The organism is Campylobacter concisus (assembly GCF_902460415.1).
Lineage (GTDB): Bacteria > Campylobacterota > Campylobacteria > Campylobacterales > Campylobacteraceae > Campylobacter_A > Campylobacter_A concisus_Y.
This window is the reverse complement of the sequence record NZ_CABPTY010000001.1, coordinates 302,370-314,838: the sequence shown is the minus strand read 5'-3', so window position 1 is coordinate 314,838 and position 12,469 is coordinate 302,370. Positions and strand designations below refer to the sequence as shown.

The following is a 12,469-nucleotide window of genomic DNA, read 5'->3' as shown; positions in this document are numbered from 1 at the left end:
CTGCATATATAGTATAAATTTAGCTCATACTTTGCAAAAAATTTTTGGCAATATTTTTAAGCTTAAACTCGTAAAGAAGATTTGAGATTTTATCTGTTGATTTGATATCCAGCCCAAGATCATTTGCTAATATTTTGTAATAAATTTGCGGATTAGATCCTAGATCGATTGGCGGTGATTTTGAACTTTTGGATAGTTTTTTACCATCTTTTAAAAGTAGCTTATGATGAATAAAAGTTGCCTCTGAGAAGTTAAATTTTAGCCTTTTTGCGATGTATCTTTGAGCTAGTGTGCAAGGTAGCAGATCTTCCCCTCTAACAACAAAATTTACACCCATATCTTCATCATCTATCACACTTGCAAAGTTGTAAGCTGGCGTAAAATCTTTTTTATAAATTACAAAATCGCCCATCTGCGCTGATACAGCCTTGCCAAGCTCATCGTATTCGTCAATGCTTAACCTAATGGCGGTTTTATCTTTTATAAATTTTAGATTTTTATCTTTGCATATTTTAGTGTAAATGCCGTTTTTATAGGCACACTTTGTAGTCCTTGAACATTCACAGATATAAATTTCATCTAGTTTTTTAAGTACATCTTCATATCTTTTAGCTCTTACTTTGAAGCTAAAATTTTGCTCAAAATCACTCGTGCAAGTAGGCCCTTTATCGCATTCAAGCCCCAAAAATTCTAAAACATCAAAGATATTTTGAACGAACTCGCACCGGTATCTACTAAGGTCATAGTCATCAATACGTAAGTGCAAAATGCCGCTTACTGAACGTGTCAAAAGATAAGTTAGGATGAAGTTATAAGCGTTACCAGCATGTAAAAATCCGCTTGGTGTAGGAGCGATACGAGAGACTATGCCACCATTTGGTGGCAAATAGTCATTAATCTCTTGGTCTAGCCTCATTTACTCTTAAAGTACGTCCGCCTAGCTCTTTTTCATTTAACGCGTCTATGGCTCTTTGTCCCTCATTTGCATCGTCCATTTCAACAAAGCCAAAGCCTTTTGAGCGGTCAGTTTCTCTATCTTTTACTATTTTTGCTCGCTTTACTTCACCAAATTGTGCAAAAGCTTCCTTTAATTCTGCCTCTGTCGTTCTATACGACAAATTTCCTACATAAATATTCACAGGAGTGTTCCTTAAAAAAATTACCGATTTATTCGGTTAGTGTGATAATAGCTAATTTTCGTCAAAATGATGTCAAAAAGCAAAAATTTATTACAAATTTTTAAGAAATATCCTTAAAAGATACAAATTACAACACTGCGGTGTTTTAGTCTATTACACTAAATAAAATTTATTCTTAAGTTTAAATATAATAATTAAATAAAAAATTATATTTTTTTTATAAACTATTTGTAAAGTAAATCATTCTTTACTTTAAGATAGACTTCATCACCAAGTAAATTTTTAACTATAAAAAGCGCAAATTCCATTGAAAGTGCAGGCCCTTTTGCTGTAATAATGTTTTGATCTTTTAGCACGTTTTTGTCGCTCACGTAGCCTCTTTTGTCGCTTCTTACATTTTCTTCGAATCCTGGGTAGCAAACAAAACGGTCTTTGAGTACACCAGCATGCTCAAGCACCATAGGAGCAGCACAAATAGCACAAATAAGCTTATTACTTCTATCAAAATTTTGCAAAATTTCTTTAAGTCTTGCGTCATTTGCTAGGTTGCTAGCTCCTGGGAGTCCGCCAGGAAGGATGATCGCATCATAGTCTAGCTCTCTCATTTCACGAAGCGTCACATCGGCTTTTACGTATATATTGTGACATCCTTTGATGTTTACGTCATTTAGTCCAACAATAGAAGCTATCGCTCCGGCTCTACGCAAAACATCAACAGAAGTTAGTGCCTCTATCTCCTCAAATCCTTCAGCTAAAATCACAGCAACTTTTTTCATAAATTTATCCTTTCAAGTAATATGTTTTATTTGTTAAGTAAAATTTTATATAATATTGGCTTATTTCACAAGAAAGGACAGAGCATGCAAGTAAAAATTATTTACTGCAACTCTTGAAACTATCGTCCGGTAGCTTCTCGTGTAGAAGATGAAATAAAAACGAACTTTAGTGATGCAAGAGTTGAACTAGCTATAGGAGATGGTGGAAATTTCATCGTCGAGGTTAATGGAGATGTTATATTTTCTAAGAAAGATCGCATCGGAAATGATGAAGCGAGATTTCCTCACGGTGAAGAGATCACAACTCTTATAAATAAATATCTTAAAGAAAAGTCGGCTTAATGCTAGCTACCGAGACGGGAAACCGTCTCGTTTTTTCCCATTTTTAACTTGCAATTCTACTATCTTGATATAAAAATTTTATAATTAAAACATTAGTCTATCTCGCTAAGAATTTTCATTTTTTTATATATTTTTTGATTCTTAAAGATTTTACTAGCTGATGTTTGGCCATATTTGATTTTTATCGAGCATAAAAATTTTATGCATTCTATACTAGTGCTACTTGAAATTTTACAATGTATGAAATGAAGTTTTTTGCTAAAGCCAATACTTTTTAAATAGTGACTTTAGCTAAGCATTAGATTTACTAAACATAAATTTAGCAAGAAATATTAAGCTGCTTTATTTATTTGCACGCTCGATATACTCGCCACGAACTGTATCAACACGAATTACTTCACCCTCAAGTACGTGAAATGGTATCTGAACAACCGCACCACTCTCAAGAGTAGCTGGCTTTTTGCCGCCTTGTGTATCACCTTTGAAATTTGGTGGAGTCTCAACTATCTTTAGCTCAACTACTTGTGGCACTTCAACGCCGATCGCATTGCCATTGTGAAATAAAATTTCAACCATCATGCCATCGATCATCCATTTTTTTACATCACCCACATCCTCATCGCTAATAGCAACTTGTTCATAAGTAACCGTATCCATAAATTGACAATACTCACCATCATCATAAAGATACTGCATCTCTTTTTCTTCAAGATGTGGTTGCTCGCATTTATCGCCTGCGTGAAAAGTCTTTTCAAGCACTTTTCCGTCGATAAAAGATTTGATTTTCGCACGAACAAAAGCTGCACCTTTGCCCGGTTTAACGTGTTGGTATTCTACGATTTTATAAGGAACACCATCGATCTCGATCTTTAGTCCCTTTTTTAGATCGCCCATTGAATATGAAGCCATTTTTTATCCTTTCAAAATTTTATATAACTGCGTATTGAGCCCAAACGCAAGCTTCAAGTGCATTTAGCCTCTCTAATGTTTCTACTTTTATATGTTCATCAACCAAAATGACAGCAAGTGCCATATTGTGATCATCTCTACCAAGGCGGAAGTCTGCTATATTGATCTTTTCATCAGCTAAAATTTTACTAATCTGAGCAATAACGCCTGGCACATCATGGTTTTTAAAGATGATCATCTTACCTTTTGGTTTAAAGTCAGTCTTAAATCCATTTATTGTTACGATACGTTGCTGATTTTCACCAAATACCGTTCCACCTACGGTTACAATGCCATTTTCAGTAGTTAAGCGAACGGTAATTTTATTTTTAAAAATACTATCTCCGCCAAGACTAGTTTCGGTCACTATGCCTTTTTCATCACATAAAAATTTAGCATTTACATAATTTATCGTTTCACCAAGACTCTCTTTTAAGGCGCCCACGATTGCAAAAGTTAGCATTGAATTTGCATATTCGCTAATCTGGCCGTGAGTCTCGATACGAATAGCCTTAATAACACTTTTATTTATCTGTGCAGCAAGAAATGCCATCTTGCTTGTAAGATCGATATAAGGCTCAACAAATGGCGGTAGATCTTCTGTTTTTATAGGTAAATTTAACGCATTTGGATAGCTTATACCGCGAGCTGATAAAATAGCTTGCTCGACTGCCTCTACTGCGATATTTCGCTGCGATTCAAGCGTATTTGCCCCAAGATGTGGAGTGACGCTTACATTATTTAGATCAAGAAGTGGATGATCAGTTGCTGGCTCTCTTGTGAAAACATCAATACCAGCAAATGCTATCTTGCCACTTTTTAGTCCTTCATAAAGTGCTTCTTCGTTATAAAGACCGCCTCTAGCACAGTTTATAAGTCTTACGCCATCTTTCATTTTTGCGATCTCTTTGGCGCCGATCATATTTGTTGTCTCTTTAGTTTTTGGTGTATGTATCGTGATAAAATCACATGCTAAAATATCATCAAAATTTTTAGTATAAGTACCGCCCATATCGATAACTTTAGATGGATCAATATATGGATCATAAGCGATGATCTCCATACCAAAAGCTTTTGCACGAACAGCTACCCTTGAGCCAATATTTCCAAAGCCGATCACGCCAAGCTTTTTCTTAAAAAGTTCAACCCCATACCATTTCTCACGCTTCCAAATTCTATCTAGCTTTAGATCATTATGAGCGTATTCAAGAGATCTAGCTGAAGCTAGCATATGCGCCATTGTCAGCTCGACCGCGGCAATAGTATTTGCAGTTGGAACGTTCATAGCTATTATGCCACGTCTTGAGCATCCTTCTATATCGACATTATCTACACCAACACCAGCTCTAACAATAGCTTTTAGTTTTTTGCCAGCGTTTAAAAAGGCCTCGTTTACTTCAGTTGAGCTTCTTGTTATAGCAACATCGGCCTCGCCTAAAATTTTTAAAAGTTCGTCTTTGGGAGTATTAACTGCGTCTATTACATTTATATCTTGCTCTTTTTTTAAAAGTTCAAAACCTACTGGATGTATCGCATCGCAAACAATGATAGTTTTCATAATTTTACCTCTCTCACACTTGAGTGGATATCATAAACTCTTAGTTCTAAAATGATATTTTGTAGAAGTTTAGAGTCTTGAGTATTTAAAAATATCTGGCTTTTTGCACCATCTTTTACAACAGTAAAATCGACCTCGCTTTTTCTTAAAGTCTGCATCAAACAAAACATTGAATAGATATCATTTTTATCTATCAAAAGCTCATATGCAGTAATCTTTGGTTTTTCTATTTTGGGTCGGTTGTATTCTATAAAAATTTCATTTACAGGCAGCATATAATCTCTTTTTCTAATAGTTGCTAGCTCACTCATCCAGTTAATATTGCTGGTCGTGCTTTTGGTTAAATTTTGCTCATTTGTGATATTTTCTTCAGATATTTGGCTGAAATTTATACTTGCAAATTTAACAAGAGAAATTCCAACCAAACTCAATATAACAAATAGCAGGACAACTACTAATAAAAGTACGCGTCTGCCCATTTAAACTAAAGTAATTGTTCTTTTATGATATCGCCAAGTGTTACTTTATCGTCGTTATCATTGATCTCATTTAACACTTCACGCTCTTTTTGTTTTGCTAAACGGCGTATGCTCAGGCGAATTCTATTTTTCTTCTCATCGATAAATGCGATAGCTGCTTCGATCTCATCACCGATCTTAAGTGTGCTAACATCTACACTACCTAGATCTTCTTTACGGATCAGCGCATCAACGTTATTACCAAGCTCTACAAACACGCCAAAGTCTTTAATGTCGCGAATTGTTCCTTTTACGATATCGCCTACATTAAATTTATCAGCAAATGCTTGAACTGGACTTTGTTTTAGGTCTTTTAGGCTAAGTGAAACTTTTTGTTCAGCACTATCGATTTTGATGATTTTTACTTCAAGCTCATCGCCAGCTTTAAACATATCTTTGCATTTATCGTTTCTATCCCAAGACGCGTCTTCATTGTGTAATAATCCTTCAACGCAGCCTACTCTAACAAATGCACCAAAATTTGTGATAGTTGTCACAACACCTTTTACTACGTCGCCCTCTTTGAATTTAGCTTTAAATTCGTCAAATGGCTTTGGAAGTAAATTTTTAAGGCTCACTCTTAAGCGGTGTCCTTTTGCGTCTATTTCGATAACTTCAACATCGATCTCTTGACCTTCGCTGATGTGATCTTTTGGATTTTTGATATTTTTATCCCATGAAATTTCAGATATATGTAAAAATCCTTCAATATCGTTTCCAAGATCGACAAATGCGCCATAAGGCTCGATATTGCTAACTGTTACTTTGATAGTGTCACCAACTTCTAGTCCATCATTTATGATCTCTTCCCAAGGATCTGGAGTAGCTGCCTTGATAGATAGAGATAAGTGGCGTTTTTCGTTGTCATAGCTGATAACTTTAACTAAAACTTTATCGCCTTCTTTGTATAAAGAGCTAGGATTTACTGGACCTTTGTAGCTTATCTCGCTGTAATGCACAAGTCCGTCTACACCGCCAACATCAACAAACATGCCATAAGTTGTGATTTTCTTAACTGTGCCCTCTATAACGTTATCATTTTCTACTATACTTGATAGGGCTTCTTTGCGTTTTTTGCGGTCGTCATCTAAAATTTTCTTTCTTGAAACAACGATGCTATTCTCTTCTTTATCAACTTTTATAACTCTTACTTTGTATGATTTTCCAACTACGCCCTCAGCGTTTTTAAATCCGCTGTGTGTTCTTGGTAAGAAAAATTCTACGCCATTTGCGTCTTGAGTGATAAAACCACCTTTATTTTTTCCAACTACTTTTACGTCGATTTCGCCAGAATTTTCAGGATCGTAAGCTTCGATGAAAGCTTTAACTTTCTCTTTTCTAAGTGCTTTTTTGTGCGACACTATAGGTCTTCCATTTCTTGATCCAGTTATTACAACTTTGATCGTATCGCCAACTTTATGCGTCAGGTTGCCGTTTGCGTCAGTGATCTCAGAAACATTTAAAATGCCTTCTGACTTCTTGCCAACGTCGATTAAAACCTCATCGCCATTGATACTGACGATCTTTGCGTCACTATCTTCTTCAGTCTTTTTAAAAGACTCCTCTAACATCGCAGCAAAATCGATATCTTCGATATCTTCGTCTTTTGCTTTTCCTAATTGAACACTTTTGTTCACAGCCATCTTGATCCTTTAAATTTTATTATGCCAGTAGAGGCAAATTGGCTTATTATAGTTAATTGTGGCTTTAGCTAGGATAAATTTTATACTTTTTTGATTCTGTCAACGACTTTTTGTATGATCCAGTCAGGCGTACTTGCACCCGCACTTATGCCACATAAATTTTTGCCATCAAACCATGATTTTTCAAGCTCTTCTTCACTTTCTATCAGGTAGCTATCTTCGCAGAAATTTTTAGATATTAGGTAGAGTTGTTTTGTGTTTGAGCTGTTTTTTCCGCCGATAATTATCATCACATCAGCTCTTTTTGCCAAATTTTTAGCAGCCTCTTGGTTTTCAAATGTTGCGTTGCAGATAGTGTTAAAAACGCGCACCTCTTTTACATGGAGCATGAGATAGTTTGCGATCTGCATAAATTTCTCAACTTTTCTAGTTGTTTGGCTAACAAGAGCGACCTTTTGCTTGAATTTAATACCCTCTAGTTCGCTCTCTTCAAGCACGACGTAAACATTGCCTTTAGCGTATGACTTCACACCTTTTACCTCGGGGTGGTGCATGTCGCCATAGATCACCACATCATAACCCTCTTCACTCATTTTTTCACAAATTTGTTGTGGTTTTGTCACAAATGGGCAAGTTGCATCGATCACTTTTATGTCTGTCTTTTTTAGCTCAGCTAGATCGTTTTTAGTTATACCATGAGTGCGGATAATTGCCTTTTTTTCATCCTTTAGCTCATTTATTCCATCAAGTGTCTTTACATTGTAGTTTTTTTCAAGCCTACTTATCTCTTCATTATTATGAATGAGTGGCCCAATGGTTGCAGCATCTCCTGCATTTTCAGCGATCTTTATCGCCCTTTTTACGCCAAAACAAAATCCATAGCTACTAGCAAGCTCAATCTTCAATTTTAGCTCCCATTTTCTTTAAAATTTCAGCAAAATTTGGAAATGAAGTGGCGATAAATTCGCTTTTTTCTATCTGCATGCCACATTTTAAACCAAGCACAGCAAGGCTCATAGCGATCCTGTGATCTCCATGGCTATCGATCGTGGCAAATTTAGCCTCTGAACCATTTATGATAAAACCATCTTCAAGCTCGCTAGCATCGACACCGCACTGCTTTAGCGCATTTATCGTGACAGCTATCCTGTCGCTCTCTTTTACGCGAAGCTCTTTTGCATTTGTTAGCTTGCTTTGACCTTTGGCGCAGGCAAATGCGATGGCTAAAGCTGGAGCTTCGTCGATGAGCCATGAGATATTTTCACTAACTTCCACGCCTTTTAAATTTGGTGAGTATTTGACCTCGATATCACCGATATCTTCATATTTGCTTAAAGTTTTGTGAAATTTTATCTCAGCTCCCATTTTTTCTAGAATTTTATAAGCTTCGATGCGAGTTTTATTTAGCAAGACATTTTTTAAAATAATATGTGAGCCCGGAATGATAAGTGCTGCGACCGCAAAGAAAAATGCAGAACTTGGATCATTTGGCACGTCTATATCAAGCGGCGCGAGTGGGGCTTTCATCGGCTCCAGTGTGATCTCTAAGTTGTCACGCTTTATATCAGCTCCCATGCCAGCAAGCATGCGCTCGGTGTGATCCCTGCTTAGCTCTGGCTCACTAAATTTGCAACCATTTGAGTAAAGAGCCGCTAGTAAAAGCGCACTTTTTACCTGGGCTGAGGCGATCTTGCTATCAAAACTAAATCTTTCAAATTTTATCCCCCTTATGCAAAGTGGAGCATTGTTTGCGTTGTTTGCACCATCTATCTTTGCGCCCATATCATTTAGAGGTTTTGCTATTCTAGCCATTGGACGTGAGTTTAAATATCTATCACCACTTAGCACAAAAAAGCCATCCTGTACGGCTAGTAATCCCATAAAAAGCCTCATCGCCGTACCAGAGTTACCACACTCTAAAATTTCATTTGGCTCTTTTATCTTTTGTGGCGGTGTGATGGTTATTTCAGAGCTACTATCTTCAACCTTCGCTCCCAAAAGCTGGACTATCTTTAAAGTATTTAGCGTATCGCCAGCCCTTAGATAGTTTCTAACGCGAGATGGTTTATCGCTTAAAAGCGAAAAGATCGCGCATCTATGCGATATTGATTTATCCGCTGCGATGTCGTCAATAGTTAAATTTAGACTTTTTTCTAATGGATAAATTCTCATCTTATTCCGATATTTAGTTTCTCTTTTAGCTCGCTTAAAATTTTATCCATAAGTGCGTTTATATCGTCATCTTCAAGCGTTTTTTCCATATCCTGGAATGTAAATTTAAGGCTAAGGCTGATCGAGCCATTTAGCTTCACATCTTTATAAATATCAACTGGTAAAAATTCTTTTAGCTCTTTTAGGTTTAGCCCTCTTATGCACTCATAAATTCGTCCAGCCTCGAAATTTTCAGGTACGATAAGGCTAAGATCCCTTGTAGTGCTTTGGAATTTTGAGTAAGGCACTGCTAAGACCGGTTCAAATTTAAGCTTAGCAAAATCAATCTCGCAAACATATGTTCTTGGCAGATCTCTCTTTGCCTCTACTCTTGCATCGACTCTGCCGATATAGCCGATATTTTCGCCATTTTGATAGATGTGTGCTTGCTCGTATGGGCTAAGATATGAGATACCCTGGCAAGGTTTTAGCTCAAATTTACCTATGACATTTTGCACCATCGCTGCAAATGCGTAGAAATTTGCCTCCTCGCCCTTTGCGCCATTTATCAGTGTTGGCTCTTTTAAAAGGCCTGATACGACAAAGCCTAAATTTAAACCTTGGTTTGCATTTTCGTCAAAAATTTCTCCAAGCTCAAATAGCCTAACTGAGCGTTTTGAGTTTTTGATATTTTTCTCGCTTGAGCTTAGAAGGTGATTAACAAGTGTAGGTCTAAGCGTGTTTAGCTCGTTATTTATAGGATTTAGTATCTTAACTTTACAAGGTTTAAAATTTAGCTCACTAAGCTCATCCTCACTATCAAAGACATAGTGTACACTTTCAAAAAAGCCATTATCAGCTGCTCTACGCCTTAAATTTAGGGCGTTTTTATAGTCAAAATATGTCTTATTTAGCCTATTTTTCTCAGAGAAATTTAGTGGTTTTGAGGCGATATTGTCTATGCCTACTATCCTTACGATCTCCTCACAAACATCGTGAGAATTTACTATATCGTGGCGAAATAACGGCACTTTTACGTTAAAGCTCTCTTGCTCAACATTTACTGCGATCTCAAAGCCAAGTTTCTTTAAAATCTTAACGACATCATTTCTAGCTATATCTTGACCGATCATATTTTTAAGCTCAAAAAGAGAGATATTTAGTGTTATAGGCTCGGTATTTAAAAGCGACTGCTGTGAGCCAGCAAAGAGATTTAGAGCATCTTTAAAATTAGCAAGTCTTTTAAATAAATAATCCGCACCATAAGCTAAATTTGGCTCGCTACCACGACTTGAGCGATAAATTTGATCACCCTTTGATAAATTTTTATTTTCAAAAATAGCTTTTGAAACAACATCTGGCTTTACGTAGCTAGCTTCTACTAGGATCACTTTTGACTTCTCATCTACCCTTGCTACGTCACTTTGGTAAATTCCAGCAATGCCTAAATTTTTATCCCCACAATAAACGACGCATTCGCCATTTTTGCCATTTTTTATATCAAAAACAGCCTTTTCGTCTTCACTTACTAGTTTAGCGTGATCATAAGCTCTAAATAAAACACCCGTGCAAAATGTCGCGTATTCAAGCAGTCTCTCAACTAAATTTGTCTTTTGGCACTCTATTAATGCTAGACGCATGCGAGTTATTAGATTTTCATATAGTCCTTCTTTTAGCTCAAAAGCCTTATACAAAAATGATCCACTTACTTTATCCTCTGCTCGCACAGAAGCTATTCTGCCAATACCTAGTAAATTTTCGCTCTCATCGTCTTCGTGACTATCTTTCATATTTAAATCAAGCGCTGCACAAATTTCTCTTGCGATGCCATGTAAATTTTGGCAATCGCCTCTGTTTGCTGTGACATCAACTTCGATTATCGTATCTTTAAATACCTCAAATTCACTAAGACTTGTACCAAGTTTTAGCTTACCGATACTCTCATCAAGTGGTAAAATTCCATCGTTTACCTTTGGAAGTCCCAGCTCACTTGAAGAGCAGATCATACCACTTGACTCGATACCTCTTAGCTTTGCTTTTTTTATCTCAAGACCATTTGGCATAGTCGTGCCAATAAGTGCAACTGGCACAAATTGACCAGCTTCAACATTTTTAGCCCCACACACGATCTGAAGCGTCTCTCCACCAACATCTACTTGACAAACGCTTAACTTATCGGCGTCTGGGTGCTTTTCTCTACTTTTTATGTAGCCAACTACAATGCTCTTTGGCAAATTTATCTCTTTATAACTATCAACCTCTAGTCCGATAGAATTTAACGTCTTTGAAAGTGTCTCGCCACTAACGTCGCTAAGGTCGATCCACTCGTTTAACCAATGCTTTGAAATTATCATTTAAACTGCTCCAACAATCTTAAATCTCCCTCAAAAAGCGACCTTAGATCAGGCACTCTATGAAGCAACATCGCAAATCTCTCAACGCCAAGGCCAAAAGCGTATCCACTTACATTTTTATAGCCAACCGCCTTAAATACATTTGGATCAACAACGCCACATCCAAGCACTTCAAGCCAAGTAGTCTGCTTGCACACTCTGCAGCCCTTGCCGTGGCAGAATATACAACTAATATCAACCTCTGCGCTAGGCTCCGTAAATGGAAAGAAGCTAGGGCGAAAACGCACTTCAACGTCGCCAAACATGTGCTTTAAAAAGCCCTCAAGCATTGATTTTAAATTTGCAAAGCTAACTTTCTCAGCATCCTCCACCACAAGGCCCTCAACCTGGTGAAACATCGGTGTATGAGTTAAATCCATATCACGTCTAAAGACCGTGCCAGGCGCTATCATACGAATAGGCGGCTTTTGATTTAGCATAGTTCGCACTTGAACTGGGCTCGTATGCGTCCTTAAAAGTCTAAAATCATCTAGGTAAAATGTATCTTGCATATCCCTTGCTGGGTGGTATTTTGGCAAATTTAGCGCCTCAAAGTTGTGAAAATCATCTTCTATCAGTGGTCCGGTCTCGAGCGAGAAATTTAGAGCCAAAAAGTATTCAATTATCTTATCCATCGTAGCCATCACAGGGTGCAGCGCCCCGCTAGCAACAGGCTCGTTAAAGAGTGTGATATCAGCAGCCTCTTTTTTCATCTTGTTATCTATCTCTTGCTCGCTAAGCTCAGCTTTTTTAGCTTCTATTAGCGCGCCAAGCTCATCTCTTTGCTTGTTTAAATTTGCTGCAAATTCCTTTTTCTCATCTTCGCCAAGCTCTTTTAGCTTTGCAAAACCTTGCGCCAAGATGCCCTTTTTGCCAAAAATTTCTACCCTGACTTTTTCTAAATCATCAAGCGTTGAAATTTCATTTTTGATTTTATTAACGAAATCTTGCAATTTTTTGCCTTTATAAATTTTTGAGTCGATTTTATATAAAAAGAGTTA

12 protein-coding genes are annotated in these 12,469 nt (G+C 37.1%); 1 reads left to right on the top strand and 11 read right to left on the bottom strand.

Going from position 1 to position 12,469, the window contains the following annotated elements; translation table 11 throughout:
* Positions 1 to 19: 19 nt before the first annotated feature.
* From FZ940_RS01535 to FZ940_RS01525, 3 genes are all read right to left on the bottom strand, one after another.
* Positions 20 to 916: a glutamate--tRNA ligase family protein gene (locus FZ940_RS01535; protein ID WP_148821248.1), complete on the bottom strand. Its 897-nt coding sequence runs from the start codon at positions 914 to 916 to the stop codon at positions 20 to 22.
* Positions 894 to 1,139, bottom strand: a complete 246-nt coding sequence (gene rbp, locus FZ940_RS01530) for an RNA-binding regulator (RefSeq protein WP_054196268.1) — start codon at positions 1,137 to 1,139, stop codon at positions 894 to 896. Before rbp ends, FZ940_RS01535 begins: the two co-directional genes overlap by 23 nt.
* 224 nt (positions 1,140 to 1,363) lie before the next feature.
* Entirely contained in the window at positions 1,364 to 1,915 is a 552-nt protein-coding gene (locus FZ940_RS01525; protein WP_148821247.1) for a DJ-1 family glyoxalase III, read from the bottom strand.
* A gap of 84 nt (positions 1,916 to 1,999) precedes the next feature.
* Here FZ940_RS01525 and FZ940_RS01520 point away from each other — a divergent pair, with 84 nt between their 5' ends.
* Positions 2,000 to 2,257 (top strand): SelT/SelW/SelH family (seleno)protein, encoded by a 258-nt coding sequence (locus FZ940_RS01520; protein ID WP_262367575.1) that lies wholly within the window; start codon positions 2,000 to 2,002, stop codon positions 2,255 to 2,257.
* A 342-nt stretch (positions 2,258 to 2,599) separates the two neighbouring features.
* Here FZ940_RS01520 and efp read toward each other — a convergent pair whose 3' ends face one another.
* The 8 genes from efp to pheS form a co-directional block, all read right to left on the bottom strand.
* Positions 2,600 to 3,166, bottom strand: a complete 567-nt coding sequence (efp, locus tag FZ940_RS01515; protein ID WP_021090997.1) for an elongation factor P — start codon at positions 3,164 to 3,166, stop codon at positions 2,600 to 2,602.
* A 19-nt stretch (positions 3,167 to 3,185) separates the two neighbouring features.
* Positions 3,186 to 4,766 (bottom strand): phosphoglycerate dehydrogenase, encoded by a 1,581-nt coding sequence (gene serA / locus FZ940_RS01510; RefSeq protein ID WP_262367594.1) that lies wholly within the window; start codon positions 4,764 to 4,766, stop codon positions 3,186 to 3,188.
* Positions 4,760 to 5,242 carry a hypothetical protein gene (locus FZ940_RS01505; RefSeq protein ID WP_148821245.1) on the bottom strand — a complete coding sequence of 161 codons (483 nt, stop codon included), beginning with the start codon at positions 5,240 to 5,242 and terminating at the stop codon, positions 4,760 to 4,762. The genes serA and FZ940_RS01505 overlap by 7 nt, the downstream gene beginning before the upstream one ends.
* A gap of 5 nt (positions 5,243 to 5,247) precedes the next feature.
* Positions 5,248 to 6,924 carry a 30S ribosomal protein S1 gene (locus tag FZ940_RS01500; RefSeq protein ID WP_148821244.1) on the bottom strand — a complete coding sequence of 559 codons (1,677 nt, stop codon included), beginning with the start codon at positions 6,922 to 6,924 and terminating at the stop codon, positions 5,248 to 5,250.
* Between the two features lie 80 nt (positions 6,925 to 7,004).
* Complete coding sequence (locus tag FZ940_RS01495) at positions 7,005 to 7,829, bottom strand: 4-hydroxy-3-methylbut-2-enyl diphosphate reductase (protein WP_107792684.1); 825 nt, start codon at positions 7,827 to 7,829, stop codon at positions 7,005 to 7,007.
* Positions 7,819 to 9,096 carry a 3-phosphoshikimate 1-carboxyvinyltransferase gene (gene aroA / locus FZ940_RS01490; RefSeq protein WP_148821243.1) on the bottom strand — a complete coding sequence of 426 codons (1,278 nt, stop codon included), beginning with the start codon at positions 9,094 to 9,096 and terminating at the stop codon, positions 7,819 to 7,821. The genes FZ940_RS01495 and aroA overlap by 11 nt, the downstream gene beginning before the upstream one ends.
* Positions 9,093 to 11,429: a phenylalanine--tRNA ligase subunit beta gene (gene pheT / locus FZ940_RS01485; protein ID WP_148821242.1), complete on the bottom strand. Its 2,337-nt coding sequence runs from the start codon at positions 11,427 to 11,429 to the stop codon at positions 9,093 to 9,095. The genes aroA and pheT overlap by 4 nt, the downstream gene beginning before the upstream one ends.
* On the bottom strand, positions 11,426 to 12,421 hold the full coding sequence (gene pheS, locus FZ940_RS01480) for a phenylalanine--tRNA ligase subunit alpha (RefSeq protein ID WP_085657680.1): 996 nt from the start codon (positions 12,419 to 12,421) through the stop codon (positions 11,426 to 11,428). Before pheS ends, pheT begins: the two co-directional genes overlap by 4 nt.
* Between the last annotated feature and the right edge of the window lie 48 nt (positions 12,422 to 12,469).